This is a genomic window from Mycobacterium sp., from assembly GCF_965229265.1.
Lineage (GTDB): Bacteria > Actinomycetota > Actinomycetes > Mycobacteriales > Mycobacteriaceae > Mycobacterium.
Window position 1 is genome coordinate 749,328 of record NZ_CBDDIY010000012.1, and the last position, 15,653, is coordinate 764,980.

At 69.1% G+C, this 15,653-nt stretch carries 10 protein-coding genes and 2 pseudogenes; 5 read left to right on the forward strand and 7 right to left on the reverse strand.

Annotated features, from left to right (window positions below):
• Positions 1 to 3 precede the first annotated feature (3 nt).
• On the reverse strand, positions 4 to 1,227 hold the full coding sequence (locus tag ADBZ9K_RS21385; RefSeq protein WP_526623958.1) for a saccharopine dehydrogenase family protein: 1,224 nt from the start codon (positions 1,225 to 1,227) through the stop codon (positions 4 to 6).
• 232 nt (positions 1,228 to 1,459) lie between these two features.
• Between ADBZ9K_RS21385 and ADBZ9K_RS21390 the strand changes: the two are divergent.
• Positions 1,460 to 2,114: pseudogene (locus ADBZ9K_RS21390) on the forward strand (response regulator transcription factor).
• Between the two features lie 11 nt (positions 2,115 to 2,125).
• Here the strand turns inward: ADBZ9K_RS21390 and ADBZ9K_RS21395 are convergent.
• Complete coding sequence (locus ADBZ9K_RS21395) at positions 2,126 to 2,482, reverse strand: response regulator transcription factor (protein ID WP_526624303.1); 357 nt, start codon at positions 2,480 to 2,482, stop codon at positions 2,126 to 2,128.
• 124 nt (positions 2,483 to 2,606) lie between these two features.
• Between ADBZ9K_RS21395 and ADBZ9K_RS21400 the strand changes: the two genes are divergently transcribed.
• The 4 genes and pseudogenes from ADBZ9K_RS21400 to ADBZ9K_RS21415 all read left to right on the forward strand — a co-directional run bounded on the left by ADBZ9K_RS21400 (position 2,607) and on the right by ADBZ9K_RS21415 (position 7,217).
• Complete coding sequence (locus tag ADBZ9K_RS21400; RefSeq protein WP_526623960.1) at positions 2,607 to 3,392, forward strand: hypothetical protein; 786 nt, start codon at positions 2,607 to 2,609, stop codon at positions 3,390 to 3,392.
• A pseudogene (locus ADBZ9K_RS21405) lies at positions 3,286 to 3,951 on the forward strand (sensor histidine kinase); the annotation flags it as partial. The gene ADBZ9K_RS21400 and the pseudogene ADBZ9K_RS21405, both read left to right, overlap by 107 nt.
• Positions 3,952 to 4,017: 66 nt before the next feature.
• Entirely contained in the window at positions 4,018 to 5,733 is a 1,716-nt protein-coding gene (gene oxc / locus ADBZ9K_RS21410) for an oxalyl-CoA decarboxylase (RefSeq protein WP_526623962.1), read from the forward strand.
• Complete coding sequence (locus ADBZ9K_RS21415) at positions 5,730 to 7,217, forward strand: FadD7 family fatty acid--CoA ligase (protein ID WP_526623964.1); 1,488 nt, start codon at positions 5,730 to 5,732, stop codon at positions 7,215 to 7,217. Before oxc ends, ADBZ9K_RS21415 begins: the two co-directional genes overlap by 4 nt.
• Before the next feature lie 7 nt (positions 7,218 to 7,224).
• On the opposite strand, the gene ADBZ9K_RS21420 is transcribed toward ADBZ9K_RS21415, so the two are convergent.
• The 5 genes from ADBZ9K_RS21420 to ADBZ9K_RS21440 form a co-directional block, all read right to left on the reverse strand.
• A complete protein-coding gene (locus ADBZ9K_RS21420; protein WP_526623965.1) occupies positions 7,225 to 10,101 on the reverse strand; it encodes an NHL repeat-containing protein in 2,877 nt (958 codons plus the stop codon).
• 31 nt (positions 10,102 to 10,132) lie between these two features.
• The gene (locus tag ADBZ9K_RS21425; protein WP_526623967.1) at positions 10,133 to 11,953 is read right to left on the reverse strand and encodes a hypothetical protein; all 1,821 of its coding nucleotides are present in this window, start codon (positions 11,951 to 11,953) and stop codon (positions 10,133 to 10,135) included.
• Between the two features lie 128 nt (positions 11,954 to 12,081).
• On the reverse strand, positions 12,082 to 13,320 hold the full coding sequence (locus ADBZ9K_RS21430; RefSeq protein WP_526623969.1) for a cytochrome P450: 1,239 nt from the start codon (positions 13,318 to 13,320) through the stop codon (positions 12,082 to 12,084).
• Between the two features lie 16 nt (positions 13,321 to 13,336).
• The gene (tgt, locus tag ADBZ9K_RS21435; protein WP_526623971.1) at positions 13,337 to 14,578 is read right to left on the reverse strand and encodes a tRNA guanosine(34) transglycosylase Tgt; all 1,242 of its coding nucleotides are present in this window, start codon (positions 14,576 to 14,578) and stop codon (positions 13,337 to 13,339) included.
• Positions 14,579 to 14,602: 24 nt separating this feature from the next.
• Entirely contained in the window at positions 14,603 to 15,502 is a 900-nt protein-coding gene (locus ADBZ9K_RS21440; protein WP_526623972.1) for an alpha/beta fold hydrolase, read from the reverse strand.
• Positions 15,503 to 15,653 lie beyond the last annotated feature (151 nt).

Here is a 15,653-nt window from a genome sequence, read left to right on the forward strand (position 1 = left end):
CGGTCAGACCGGCAGTTCCATCTGCCCCCACGGCGACCCGTAGGCGTTCAGCAGATCCAGGAACGGCACCGCGTCGAACGCCTCCGGCCCGAGAACACCTGTCCCACTCCAGGTGCCGCTGGCCAGAAGTTCGAGTGCGACAACGGGATTGATCGCCGTCTGCCACACCACGCACTGGTGGCCATACTCGGCCATCGACCATTCGTTGTCGGTCACATGGTAGAGGTAGGTCGAGCGCGGCTTGCCATCCTTGCCGGTCCCGGTCACCCACATCCCCGCGCACGTCTTGCCTTTCATCTGCGGGCCCAGCGTGGCGGGGTTTGGCAGGCAGGCCGCCACGACGTCGCGCGGGCTCACCTCGACCGGACCGTTCTTGCTACCGACCGTGACCTTCTCGGTGCGGTCCAACCCGAGCTTGTGCAGCGTCTTGAGCACGTCGATGAACTCGTCACCGAGTCCGTATTTGAACGTGACTCGCTTGCACTTGATCCAGCGCGGCATCAGGAGCACCTCTTCGTGCTCGACGTTCACGCACTCCACCGGGCCGATCCCCTCGGGGAAGTCGAAAACCTCAGGCTCGCTGAAGGGTTCGGTGACGAACCAGCCGCGGTCAGCCTCCCAGATCACCGGCGGGTTGAGGCATTCCTCGATGGTGGTCCAGATCGAGAACGACGGTGCAAAGTCATAGCCGTCGACAGTCAGGTTCGATCCGTCCCGGGTGCCGAGTTCGTCGATCTCGCTGAACAGGTGATCGGCGGCATACCGGGCGAACACGTCGGACAGGCCCGACTCGACGCCGATTCCCACCAGGGCCAGCCGTCCGGCCGCGACCCAGTCGTCGGCGAGAGCGAACTGCTCGTCGCCGAGTTTCACCCCGGTGAGCTCGTAGGGCTTCTCCGGGTGGCGGGTGGACAGGCTCATCGCCATGTCGAGGTAGTCCGCACCACCGGCGAGTGCACCGTTGAAGATCGGCATCACGAACCGCGGGTCGACGGCGTTCATCACATGGGTGATCCCGTTCGCACGTACCACCTCGGCCACCGCGTCGGCCGAGCTGGCGTCGATCTGCGCCGACGTGAACCGCGAGTCGTTGACCGCCTCCGCGGCCTGCCGTGCTCGACCCTCGTCGTAGTCGGCAACGATGATCTGGTCGAAGAAATCACGTCGCGTCGCGATCGAACAGAATGCCGCACCGACGCCACCCGCACCCACCAACAGAATTTTCACATCGTGCAACTTACCGCGCCTGCCGTGGCAGCGCGCCGGATTCAGTCCTCGCGGCCGTCGACCTAGCTCGAGTTGGTCCACGCCGTGGCCGTTGAGCACGTGCGGCTGCCCAGTGCCGGCATTGCACAGGACAGCTGCATCAGCAAAGTGTTCTGCCGTGCCACCGATGATCTACATGACGCATGCCGCACCGATGAGACACTGGAGGTCGATTCGGCGTAGGGAGGACTGGATGGCTAGCACACGGGTGGTCGTGGCCGATGACGACGTGCTGCTGCGGGAAGGCCTCAGCAGCTTGCTGGCCCGCTCCGGGCCTCGACGTCGTCGGTCAGGCCGGCGACGGCAGTGCGCTGCTCGACCTGGTCCGCCGAGAACACCCCGACCTGGTGGTCGTCGACATCCGGATGCCACCCACCCACAGCACCGAAGGTCTCGACGCCGCCCGGCAGATCCGCCAGGAAGCGCCTCAGACAGCCATTCTGGTGCTGTCGGCGCACGTGGACGTCGACCACGCCGTGGAGCTGCTCTCCGGTGGTCAGGCGATCGGCTACCTGCTCAAGAGTCGAGTGACCGACGTCAACGACTTTCTGGACACCCTCGGTCGCATCGTCAACGGAGCGTCGGTCGTCGACCCCGCCCTGGTGGCCGAACTGGTCTCGGTCCGCCGCCGCAACGACCCGCTGTCGGCGCTGAGCAGCCGGGAGCGGGAGGTGCTGGCGCTGATGGCCGAGGGTCTGTCCAACAGCGGTATCGCCCGGCGGATCTTCGTCACCGAGGGCACGGTGGAAAAGCACGTCCGCAGCATCCTGACCAAACTGGATCTGCCGGAGACCAATGACGACCACCGCCGGGTGCGCGCGGTGATCGTGTATCTCGAATCCCTGTGAGCAACAACCTGTTAAAGGCCACCGACCAGGTCGCGAACCGCCTGCGGGGAGAACGCGACCTTCGGCAGGAAGCCCGAGACCGGGCTGACCGCAATCAGGTCGGCGAGGTCGGACTCCGAATGCGTGGAGATCAGGATCATCGCCGACGGCGGCGCACCGACATCGTGCAGCGCGCGCACGACGTCGAAGCCGCTCTCGACGCCCAGGTCGACGTCGACGAGGGTCACATCGGGCCGCAGTTCCTGGTAACTGCGTAGCGCGTCGGCGGCATTGGAGGCCATCCCGACGACGGCGATCCCACCGCGCTGCAGAATCGTGCTCGCAGTCGTACGGAACTGCGCACTGTCGTCGACGATCAAACAGCGCATCACGAACCACCGATACCAAGCATCCATCGAGCATGGCAGAGCGCCGTGTGAGTTGGCATTCCCGCTAGCGGTAAACCTCACGGGTGTGTGAGGTGCGCGGCGGCCTCTACGATCGGTTGACACCATGACACCGTCACCAGCCGCAGACCTCCAGCCGCGCACACCGTGGCCGGATCGTCTGCTGGCGTTGCTCTTACGGCCGACGCCGCCCCCGTTGATCTGGGGCATGGTCACCGCAGTCGCGTTCATCGCCGTCGAGACATTGATCGTCCACGTACTCAAACGGGTGGCGCCCGACAACGCCTTCGGGGCGCTGTTCCTACTCGGAGTCCTGGTCATCTCCGCGGGGTGGGGCTTCCGGCTCTCGGTGGCGACCTCACTGGCCAGCGCGATGGCCTACGTGTGGTTTCACGTCAATGAGGGCAGCGGCAGCCTGGCTCCGGCACTGGTGGTGTTCCTGACCTTGGCGCTGCTGACCAATCTGCTGGTGGGTCAGGCCAGGCTGCGGGCGGCCGAAGCCATGCAGCGACGCATCGAGGCCGATCTGGCCGCCGAGCTGGCGCGCCTGATGCTGCGGACCGCCGACCTGGATTCGGCACTGGCCGCCGCCGGCCGCCGCGTTGCCGAGGTGATCGGCGTCCCCGTACGCCGAATTGGACTTGGAAACCGTGGTTTCCGACGCGCGCTGCTGCGCGATCCCGCTTCGGGACGGCGACAGCCGGGTGGGCACCCTCCTGGTGCCTGCGGAGCTGCCCCGACCAGCGATGCAGCGGTTGCACCGGCTGGTGCCGTCGTTGCAGGCGCTGTTGGCCGCGGCCCGGGACCGTCAGCAGATCAGCGCCGAGCTCACCGCGTCGCGGGCACGCATCGTCTCCGCGGCCGACCAGGCCCGCCGGCGATTCGAACGTGACCTGCACGACGGCGCGCAGCAGCGCATCGTCTCGCTGAGCCTGGAGTTGCGAGCCCTCGAATCCGCGGTACCCACCGAGGTGCCCGACATTCGAGAGCAGCTCACCGAGATCATCGACGGGATGGCCAGCCTGCACGTCGACCTGCAGGAGCTGTCCCGGGGCATCCATCCGGCGATCCTGTCGCGCGGCGGGCTGGGCCCGGCTATCAAGACGCTGGCCCGACGCTCGGCGGTTCCGGTGAGCCTTGACCTCGACGTCGACCGCCGGCTGCCCGAGTCCGTCGAGGTGGCGGCGTACTACGTCGTGGCCGAGGCGCTGACCAACGCGGCCAAGCACGCGGAGGCCGAGGAGGTCACCGTCTGGGCGCGGGTGGACGCCGCGGAGCTGCGGCTACAGATCGCCGACGATGGCGTCGGTGGAGCCACCACCGGCGGCGGCTCGGGACTGATCGGGCTCAAGGACCGGGTCGAGGCGATATCGGGCAGCATCGAGATCGTCAGCGAGGCGGGCCGCGGCACCGCGATGAGCGTGACGATCCCGCTGACGGCTGGGGGTTAACCCCACCCCAGCTTGTGCAGCTAGCGCTCTGGCACCGGCGCCGGCCGGCGCGCAGACTCTGCAGGTATGACTTCGCCTGACGCTCGTGCGCTGACCGACGGGTTCCACCTGGTGGTCGACGCGCTCACACTCAACGACGTCGACACCATCTATGGCGTGGTCGGCATCCCGATCACCGACCTGGCCAGACTGGCCCAGACCTCGGGGATCCGCTACATCGGCTTCCGCCACGAATCCGACGCCGGGCATGCCGCCGCGGCGGCGGGCTTCCTGACCGGCAGACCGGGAGTCTGCCTGACAGTGTCCGGGCCGGGGTTCCTCAACGGCCTGGTCGCCCTGGCCAACGCCACCGTGAACTGCTTCCCGATGGTGCACATTGCCGGCTCCAGCACCCGCGCCGTCGTCGACCTGCAGCGCGGCGACTACGAGGAACTCGATCAGATGGCCATCGCCAAACCGCTGGCCAAGGCGAGCTACCGCGTCGACCGCGTCGAGGACATCGGGCGCGGAATCGCCCGGGCGTTCCGCACCGCGGTGTCGGGCCGCCCGGGTGGGGTCTACCTCGACATCCCCGGTGACGTCCTGGCCCAGACCATCGACGCGGCCACCGGCGCGGCGACGCTGTGGAAGGTCGCCGATCCAGCACCGGGCCAATCCCCCTCGCATGAAGGGGTTTTGCGGGCGTTGGAGTTGCTCGCCGGCGCACAGCGACCGCTGATCGTGCTGGGCAAGGGAGCGGCCTACGCCCGGGCGGATCGCGAGATCCGGTCATTCGTCGAGACCACCGGAATTCCGTTCCTGCCGATGTCGATGGCCAAGGGCCTGATTCCCGACGATCACCAGCTCAGTGCCGCCGCGGCACGCTCGCTGGCGATGTCGCGAGCCGACGTTGTCCTGCTGGTCGGCGCCCGGCTGAACTGGCTGCTGCAGCACGGCGAGGCCCCGCACTGGTCGAGCGGGGCGAAGTTCATCCAGATCGACATCGACCCAACCGAATTCGACAGCAATCAGCCCACCGCTGTCCCGCTGGCCGGCGACATCAAGTCGGTGATCACCGCGCTGTCCGCCGGGCTGCAACGGCACCCGGTGCTGTGCTCGGTCGACTGGCATGCCGAGCTGGTCGAGCGACGGGAGCGCAATGCGGCGGGCATGGCGCGCCGGCTCGCCGAGGATCCGCACCCGATGCGCTTCCACAACGCGTTGCGCCCGGTGCGCGAATTCGTCCGCGACCACCCCGAGGTCTATCTGGTCAACGAGGGCGCCAACGCGCTGGACGTCACCCGCAACGTCGTCGACATGGCCGTGCCGCGCCATCGGCTGGACTCCGGCACCTGGGGTGTCATGGGCATCGGCATGGGTTACGCGATCGCCGCGGCGGTCGAGACCGGCCAGCCCGTCATCGCCGTGCAGGGCGACAGTGCCTTCGGTTTCAGCGGGATGGAGATCGAAACCATCTGCCGATATCAACTTCCCATCACCGTGCTGATCCTCAACAACGGCGGTGTCTACCGCGGCGACGACGACCGCCCGCCGGGGCCCGACCCGGCACCCACCGCCCTGGCGCCGCGGGCCCGCCACGAACGGCTCATCGAGGCGTTCGGCGGCACCGGGTATCACGTGCAGACCCCCGACGAGCTGGCGCAGGCCCTGGCCGCGGCGGTGGCCGCCGGACGTCCGGCGCTCATCGACTGCGAACTGGATCCGGGAGCCGGAACCGAAAGCGGCCATCTGACCAATCTCAATCCGCGCAGCGCCCTGCAACCCGCGCCGATTCAATCATGAAGCTGGGCGAGCTGGCGGCCCACACCGCCGCGGCCAGCCCCGCGGCGGTTGCCCTTGTCGACACCGCGACCGACCGTCGCATCAGCTACCGGGGGCTGGCAGATCTGGTGGATCAGGCGGCTGAAGCATTGGCGCGCAACGGTTTGGAGCCCGGTGACGTGGTCGGGCTGCGGGCGGTCAACAATGCCGCCTATGTCGTGGCGCTGCTCGGCGCGGTGCGGGCGGGTTTGGTGGTGGCCCCGCTCGACCCGGCGCTGCCGGCCGGCGAACAGGGCGACCGGCTGCACCGGCTGGGAGCACGCGCCGTACTGACCGACGCGGTGGCCGCACCCCTTCAGGACAGCCCCGAACTCCTGGTGCGCATCGCCGAAACCTGCTGCACGGTCGTCGGTACCCCGGCCCGCGGCGGTGACCCCGCGGCGGTGGGGCTGACACCTCAGGACGCCATGGTGATGTTCACCTCGGGCACCACCGGGCGACCGAAGATGGTGCCGTGGACTCACGACGCCCTGGCCGCGGCGATGAACAACGTCGTGTCCGCCTACGGGTTGAGCGCTGCGGATACCACGGTCGCGGTGATGCCGATGTTCCACGGGCACGGTCTGGTCGCCGGTCTTCTGGCCACGCTGCGCAGCGGTGGACGGTTGGGATTGCCTGCAGCGGGCCGCTTTTCGGCGCACAGCTTCTTCGACGAGGTGGCCACCGCCGAGGCCACCTGGATCACCGCGGTGCCGACCATCTACCAGGTGCTGCTGGACACCGCGCCGGCCGGCGCACCGGCCCGCGCCGGGCTGCGGTTCCTGCGCAGCTGCAGCGCCCCGTTGCCTCCAGCGGTGGCGCAGCGGCTGGAATCGGCGTTCGGCGCGCCGGTGCTGCCCGCCTACGGCATGACCGAGGCAACCCATCAAGCGTGTGCGGTGTCCCCGGCTGCGGCGGCCGAGACCCGGTGGCAGACCGTCGGCGCCCCGGTAGGCGCCGAGATCCGCATCTCCGACGGCCAAGGCGGGGCGTCCGCTGCCGGCACGACCGGCGAGGTGTGGGTGCGCGGCCCGGCGGTGGCCCGTGGCTACCTCAACGATTCGGCGGCCACCGAAAGCACGTTCACCGACGGATGGCTACACACCGGCGACCTCGGCTCGCTGGATTATGCTGGCACACTGACACTTCGGGGCCGGATCAAGAACATCATCAATCGCGGTGGCGAGAAGATTTCACCCGAACGCGTCGAAGAGGTGCTGCTGGCCCACACCGACGTCGTGCAGGCCGCGGTGTTCCCGGTGCCCGACGCCAAGTACGGCGAGCAGGTGGCCGCGGTGGTCATCCTGCGGGTGGACACACCGTTCGACGCCGACAGGCTGCGGGATTTCTGCGCCGCCAGGTTGGCGCGTTTCGAAGTACCGGAACGGATTTCGGCGGTAGATGCGCTTCCGGTCACCGCCAAGGGGTCCGTCGACCGCAACCGGCTGGCCGAGCAGTTCGGCTAGCCACCGATCACGGCGTGCCCGGCGTCCCATGATGCCCGTCGGTGCCGTTCGTGCCGGTCTTGCCGCCCGAGCCGCCGTCCCCGCCGCTGCCCAGCGAGCCGCCGTCACCGCCGTCACCGCCGTCACCGCCAGCGCCGGAGAACCACAGCGAGTCACCACCGGCCCCGCCGGCGCCCCCGTCGCCGAACTGTGACTGTGCGCTGCCGCCATCTCCGCCCGCACCGCCGTGGCCACCCGCCGTTCCACCGACCTGCCCGATCACCGTCACCGAGTCGCCGCCACGATTGGTCACATAGACGGTGCCGTCGGCGGTGACCGCCACACCGGCGGGTTCGTCGAGTCCGGTGATGGTGTAGGTGATCTGGTTGGTGGCGGTGTCGATCACCGTCAGCTCGTAATCGTCGTCACCGGCAGCAACCTTGTTGGTGACGTAGACCCGGCTGCCGTCCGGGCTGATCGCGATGCTGGTCGGTTTGGTGATGCCGCTGATGGTCTGGGACCCGAAGATGGTCGTATCGAACACCTTCACCTCGCCGGCCCCGTAGTCGGTGACGTACACGTACTGGCCCGAGGGCGTGACCACGAGGGCATTCGGCTCGGTCAAGCCGAGGGCTTGCAACGTGATTTGGTTGGTGGTGGTGTCGATCACCGCGAGCCGGCCGTTCGCTGAGTCCGCCACGTAGGCCTGGGGACTCACCGGGTTGACCGCGACGGCCACCGGCCCGGAGAAGCCGCTGATGGTCTGGCTGATCTGGTTGGTGGCGGTGTCGATCACCGCTACCGAGTCACCGGCCGAGTTGGTGACGTAAGCGGTTGTGCCATCTGGGGTTACCGCGACACCGGTCGGCGAGTCGAAGCCGCCGATCTTCTTGATGGCGTCGATCGTGATGGCGATGACGGCGACCTTGCCGTCGCTGTCGGTGACGTAGGCATACGCGCCGTCGGGGGTAACGGCGATCTGCTCCGGCTTGTCGAATCCACTGTGGGTCGTCGTGATGCTGTTGGTCGAGGTCCCGATGACGACGACGCTCTTGTGGTCGCAGTCGGCGACGAAAACCAGGCTGCCGTCGGGACTGACGGCCACACCTCTCGGTGACTTGAATCCCCCGATGCTGGTGATGATGTCGAGCAGGCCACTGCCATTGACCCCGACGCCGGCGAGGCCGCCGGCACCACCGGCGCCGCCGTCGCCCAGGGACGTTCCGCCGGAACCACCCACTCCCCCGGTGCCACCGTCGCCGCCGGCAGTCGTGGTGTCGCCGGGTCCGCCGTTGCCGCCGGCACCGCCGGCACCCCCGTTGCCGACCGATCCGCCGCTACCGCCGTTGCCACCGTTACCGCCGGTCGCCCCGACGGCCACGACGTCGTAGCCATCTCCTCCGCGGCCACCGTCGCCCCCGGAGGTGAGCCAGGCCCCGCTCGGCCCGGTCTTGCCGGGGTGGGCGCCGCCGCTGTCCCCGCCCGGCTGCCCAGCCGCCCCGCCGGCACCGGCGCTGCCCGGGTCGCCGCCGTCACCACCGTTGCCGCCGTTCAGGTTTGTCGCGTTACCGTCAGCGCCCCGGCCGCCCTTGCCTGCCTCGCCGGCCTTACCGCCGCTGCCGCCGTTACCACCGTCACCGGCGACGCCGGCCACTTCGAAGAGCAGCAGGAACCGCGACGTCCCGGCCGCGCCCCCGGTGCCGCCCGCGCCACCGACCCCACCGTTTCCGCCGTTGCCCGCCTCGCCGCCGGTACCACCGGGGGTCGTGGCATCCAACCCATCGGCGCCGCGGCCGCCTTCACGCCCGTCGCCGCCGTTGCCGCCCTTGCCGCCCGTGCCGCCCGCGCCGAAGATCCAGCTACCGTTGCCGCCGGCACCGCCGGTGCCGCCAAGTCCGCCGTCGCCGCCGTCGCCCCCGTCCTTGCCGGACCCGCCGACATCGGCGCCGTCGGTGCCCTTGGCACCGGCCTTGCCGTCACCACCTTGCCCGCCGCCGCCACCGTTGCCCCACAGCGCAATTGGAGATGCATTCCCACCCTTGCCGCCCGCGCCGCCCGCGCCGTCGACGCCTCCGGCGTCGGTGGCCTTGCCTCCGTTGCCGCCCGCGCCGCCGTTGCCCCAGAGCACGCCACCCTGCCCGCCGGTACCGCCTGCGCCGCCGGAACCACCGTGTCCGCCGACCCCGCCGGTTCCCACCAGCCCGGTCGAGCCGCCTGCGCCGCCCTGGCCCTCGTCGTCGCCGCCCTTCCCGCCGGCGCCACCGGTGCCATAGAGCAGGCCACCGCGGCCACCGTCGCCGCCCGTGCCGTCGCCCTGTCCGGTACCACCGGCGCCGCCCACCCCGGTGAGCCCGGCGCTACCGCCGTTGCCGCCGTTGCAATTGGTGGTGCAGCTGGTCGACGCGTCGCCTCCGGCGCCGGGGCTGCCTCCGAAAAGTCCGGCGCCGCCGCCATTTCCGCCATTGAATCCATTGCCGCCGGATCCGAGCAGCAGCCCGGCGCTCCCACCGTTGCACGCGGCGGTTCCCTGGCACCGGTCGGCGTTGTAGCTGTAGCCGTTGCCGATCAGGATTCCGGCATTGGGATGATCGGCGGTTCCGTTAGAGACGAACAGGGAGATGACGCTGCCCGGACTCCACGACGCCGCCACCTGTCCTGCCGCCGGCCGTCCGGGTGAGGGCGCCGTCACGCTCCGTTTCGCGACCTTGGCCGCCCCCGCCGCGGGGCCGGCCTTGGCGGGCCGGCCCTGGGCGGCCGGCTTGCTGGTATCCGATTTCGTCCCGGTCTCGGCCTGAGCCGCAGGTGAATTCGCCAGCGCGGCGCCGAAGGACAATGCCAGCACGCCGGCGCCTAACCAGGCGTACGGCTGGAGGCGCCGGCCGGCGGTCCTGCGATGCTCACCCATGACGTCAGCCTTTCCGATTCGTGGCGATCCGCTATTGGATGGGGTGGGGAATCAAGCCGAGCGTTCCGCCGCCGCTGGCGTTGCCCATGCTGTACACGACGTCGTTCTCCAGGAACAGCGAGATCCCGGTGTTGAGGTAGTAGACCTCTTTTGCCGAGGTGGCGTTCTGGACGTTCACCCGGCCGCCGTCGATTCCGGGGTCGGTGACGAATTGGAAGTACGTCGGCTGCGATCCGGTGGTCGTGGTTCCCGACAGCGAAAAGCCAAGCCCGCTCTCGAGATGTCCCTTTTTGCTGTCGTCCGTCGAGCTGATGGTGATTCCGGCGTAGGTGACGGCGCTGGAGGACGAACTTCGGTCGGTGTTGTGCAGTGTCGTGTCGGCACCGGTGTCGGGAGTGATACCGACGTTGGTGTCGGCGATCAAGGGCGCCCCCGATCCGTCGACGATGGTGATGGTCGCCTGGAACAGCTGCGGGGCGTAGTAGCGCGTATTGCTGTTCGGGGCGGTGGCCGCCCCAGGCGCCGACGAATCCGGGTTCATCGCGAAGTACAGACCGGTCGAATCGGCGACGTCGGCCTCGGTGAGACCGATCTGAAGCCAGGACTGCCCGGTATCGGCATCAACGTGAATCCGGTAGCCGGGCAAAACCCCTCGGGCGAAGGTCAGTTCGTTCAACAGATTGGAGATCCCGTTGCCTTCGTAGCTCGGTGCCGCACCGAAGTCGCCGTAGAAGGCGTCGTCGACGGGTGGTTTGCCGTCCACCGATCCGGCTGGGTCCCAGACGACCTCGGTCTTGCCGTCCTTGACCACGGAGATCTGGTCCATCTGGCCGACCTTGACATTGGCGGTCGTCAGCAGCGGGGTGCTGCTGGTCAGCGAGGCGAAGAACGACACCGTGGTGGTCGCCTCGACACCTTGGTAGATCGCGCCGCTGTCGAACGACTTGGTGATGGGCTCGCCGGTGGTGACCCCCGATGAGCCCCACCACGGCGAGGCCGTCGCGGGGTCGGAGGCATAGGCAGCGTGGAATCCTGCTGCGCCGGTGTCGAATTCGAAGAACTGGGGGGTGGGGTTGCCCGAGCCGAGCGCGGCATAGATGCCGACGCGCTGCAGGACGGACCCCTTGCAGTTACCGGCGGAGTCAGTCCCGTCGGGGCACACCTCGACCAGTTGGAGCGGGATCTGGATCGGGGCGGTGATCACGCCGACACTGGCCGGAAAGAGCGTGCGGCGGATCAGCCATATGCCACCCTGCAGCGCGTCGGTGATCGGGTTGGCCGGGAATCCGGCCAGCCAGGTCGCGGCGCTGGCGAGGAACTGCTCGATGCCCACTGCAATCGACGAAATCCCACAGGTGCTGCACGACGCGGCGGCCAACCGGGTCTGGGCCGTGATCGCCGGTACCGCCGCGGCGACCCGGACGCTGTGGCCGGTTGCCGCGGCGGCCGCCGGGGCGGGTTCACTTGCCGTAGACGCTGACGCGGTATCCGCGGCGTTCGGTATCGCCGCCGCCGCGGTGCGGGTTTTCCGGTCGGCCGGCGCGGCCGCCGACCTCGACGGGCGCGCCGCAGCAACACTGGCGCGCCGGGCCCCGGGTGCCTTCTGCGCGACGCCGCCCGCCTTGGCCGGACCAGCGGTCCCCGCGGCGGCGGCCGTGGATTGCGCCCGCGCGGAACCGCCCGAATGACCGGTGCCGCCGCCGTCGTCGGCGAAGGCGACCGCCGGTGCCGCTGCCAGCGCCAGGCCCATACCGGCCGTGGCAGTGCAGATGCGCAGCCAGTGGACCACCGGCAGGCCCCGCTGGCGAACCCGTCGACGGTCGGAGTGCTTGCGATCCCTGGTACGCGACATCGTCCCCCACCCGCCGTATATCGAGGCCCAGCCCATTTCAGCCCCAGTCATAGCACGTTCGGGGGCGGACCTACAGCCTTCTCGACCCGACGGTCACCGCCATTCAGCGACATTCCGTTCGGGGCGGCTCAGATCGCGACGTCGAGTCGGGCCATGCCGCGCAGGGTGACGTGTGGCTTGTAGACCGGTTCACCAGCCAACCGGGCGCGGGGGAAGCGCTTGGTGACGGCCGACAGCGCGACCGTCGTCTCCATCCGCGCCAGTGGTGCGCCGAGGCAGAAGTGCGCCCCGTGTCCGAAGGCGAGATGGCGGATCGAGGCGCGCGCGGGGTCGAACGTCTCGGGGCATTCGGCCACGGCCGGATCCCGGTGGGCGGCGGCCAGCAGCAGCATCATGGTGTCGCCCTTGGGGACGTCGATGACGCCGCCGCCGGACTTCTGCCCGATCGTCATGTCGGCGCCGGCGACCCGGCCGACCAGCTGCACCGGCGGGTCATAGCGCAGGGTCTCTTCGATGATCGGCGCCGCGCGGTCCGGGTCGGCGCTCAGCGCCGTCCAGTGCTCGGGGTGGCGCAGCATCGCCAGGATGCCGTTGGCGATCAGGTTGACCGTCGTCTCGTGGCCGGCGATCAGCAGCAGATTGCAGGTCGCGACGATCTCGTCCTCGGTCAGCTGGTCACCGGACTCCTCGACCGCGATCAGCGCCGACATCAGGTCGTCGGCGGGCTGGTCCCGCCGTCGTTCCAACAGCTCACGCAGGTAGCCGCGCAGCCACAGCCCCGCCTCGAGGCGCTCCTCGAGGCCTTGGGCCTGGCCGGTGAAGGTGGCAAACGGATCCAGGCCCTGCGCCAAAAGTGTTGAGGCCGAACTGAATTTGGGCTCGTCTTCGATCGGCACGCCGAGCAGCCGGCAGATCACCGCCACCGGCAGCGGATAGGCCAGGTCGGCGATCGCCTCGAATTCACCGCGCTCGGTCACCGCGTCCAGCAGGCCGTCGACCAGTGCGGTGATATCGGGTTCGAGGGCTTTGACCACTCGCGGCGAGAAGGCCTTGCTGACCAGCCTGCGCAGTCGGGTGTGGTCGGGCGGGTCGAGGAACAGGAATCCCGGGGTGCCGAACGGACGGGGCTGCTGCCCGGCGGCCAGCGCGCGCTGCGCCATGGTGGACTTCAATCGGTCGCTGCACGAGTCGGGGTGGCGCAGCACCTCGTCGCAGTCGGCGAAGCTGGACAGCACGTGCAGATTGGCCTCGGGGATCTGCATCGGTCCGCCCTGCAGGATCTGCCGGTACACCGGGTACGGATCGGCGCGCTGCGCGGGATCGAGCAGTTTGAGCAGCAGCGCTTGTGACTCGGCGGGAGCGGTCATCTCCCCATTGTGCACGCTATTGTGCACGCGTCGAATGACCGTAGTAGTTGCCGAGCATGTGCTCGCGCAGGTCGTCGAACTCGTCGGCGGCGATCGCGGCGCGGATCTGGTCGACCAGACGGATGACGAAGCGCTCGTTGTGGATCGTGCACAGCGTCGCCGAGAGAATCTCCTTGGCCTTGAACAGGTGGTGCAGGTAGGCGCGGGTGTAGTGGCCGCAGGTGTAGCAGTCGCAGTCGGCGTCGATCGGGGTGAAGTCGCGGCGATAGCGCGCCCCGGTGATGTTGAACCGGCCCGTCGGCGAGTACACCGCGGCGTTGCGCGCCACCCGGGACGGCGACACACAGTCGAAGGTGTCGGCGCCGGCGGCGATCGCCGCGAACAGGTCGTCGGGCTCGCTGATCCCGAGCAGGTGCCGCGGCTTATCGTCGGGCAGCTCGTCGATGCACCAGCCGACGATCGTGGCCAGGTTCTGCTTCTCCAGGGCACCACCGATGCCATAGCCGTCGAAGCCGCGCCCGTCGGCGTCGACGATGCCGGCCAGATCGCGCGACGCCTGCCGGCGCAGGTCCTCGTACTGCGCACCCTGCACCACCCCGAACAACGCCTGCGTGGGCCGCTCGGGTCGCGCTGCGGTGAGCCGGCGGTGCTCGGTCAGGCAGCGCACCGCCCACTCGTGGGTCCGGGCCACCGATTCCTCTTGGTAGCCACGGGTATTCACCAACGTCGTCAGCTCGTCGAAGGCGAAGATGATGTCAGCGCCGATCTTGTGCTGAATCTGCATCGACACCTCCGGGGTGAACCGGTGCGTCGAGCCGTCCAGGTGGGAGATGAACGTCACCCCGTCGTCGTCGACGTGCGCCAGCCGTTGCTTACCCTCGGCGATGACGTCGTCGGCCTGCACCCGGTTGGCGTCCATCGAGAGCACCTTGCGGAACCCGGCACCCAGTGACAGCACCTGGAAGCCACCGCTGTCGGTGAACGTCGGCCCGGGCCAGTTCATGAATGCTCCGAGGCCACCGGCCTCGTCGACGATGTCGGGGCCGGGCTGCAGGTAGAGGTGGTAGGCGTTGGCCAGCACGGCCTGAGCGCCGAGGTCGGCCATGGTCTCGGGCAGCACCGCCTTCACCGACGCCTTGGTGCCCACCGCGACGAACGCCGGCGTGTGGATGTCACCGTGCGGGGTGTGGATCACCCCGGTGCGTCCCCTGCGGCCGGACAGCTCGGCGTCGACGGTGAAAAAGGGGCGCTCGGTCACCCCGGTATTCAACCAGCGCGGCGACTAGCCCAGAAACCGCACGATGTGCTCGGCGAGCTCGGGGCCGGCGTCTTCTTGGATGAAATGCCCGGCGCCGTGGACCGTCGGGTGGTCGATGCCCTGCGCGCCGGGCAGCTGCTGAAAGATCGGGCCCATCGCGCCGGTGATGGGGTCACCGTCACTGAAGGCCACCAGCATCGGTGTCTGGCCGGCCGACAACACGGTCCACGCGCGTCGGTTGGCCTCGGAGGCGGGATCGTCGGGAGAGGTCGGCACCAGACCGGGCATGGCCCGGGCGGCAACGCAGAAGCTGTCGTCCGGGAACGGGGCGTCGTAGGCCTCGCGCACAGCGTCGCTCATCGGGCGCTGGCAGCCCGATTCGACGAACCGGCCCACCTCGACGGTCGGGGCGTTCTGGATCGCCTCGCGGAACCGCCACCAGATCTCGGGCATGTTGAAGTCGCCGGTCGGCAGGCCGGTGTTGGCCACGACGATGCGGGCGACGCGATCCGGGTGCTCGGCGGCCAGCCGCAGCCCGATCAGCCCGCCCCAGTCCTGGCAGACCAAAGTCACCCGGCGCAGATCCAAGACGTCGAACGCGAGCGCCCGCATCCACTCGACGTGACGGGCGTAGGTGTGATCCTCCTGGCGGGTGGGCTTGTCGGAACGGCCGAACCCGACCAGGTCCGGGCAGATGACCCGATGCCCGGCGGCGGCCACGATCGGCATCATCGTGCGGTAGAGATACGACCACGTCGGTTCGCCGTGCAGCATCAGAACCGGGTCGGCGTGCGCCGGCCCGTCCTCCACCCACGCGACCCGCAGCCGGCCACCCTCGTCGTCGTCGAGCTCGCAGTAGTGCGGCTGATACGGAAAATCGGGAATTCCAGCGAACCGCTCATCGGGTGTACGCAGTGTCTGCATGCCCGAGAACATACCGACTCTCCTTGCCCGGAATGGCATTTGCGCTGGACAGCGCGCCTTAGTGCGGGTTGTCCATCAGCGGTGTATTTGGGTCATTCCCGCCAACGCCGCAATACGGCGTCTCATACTTCTTTCGATGGCCCGCCAGCGT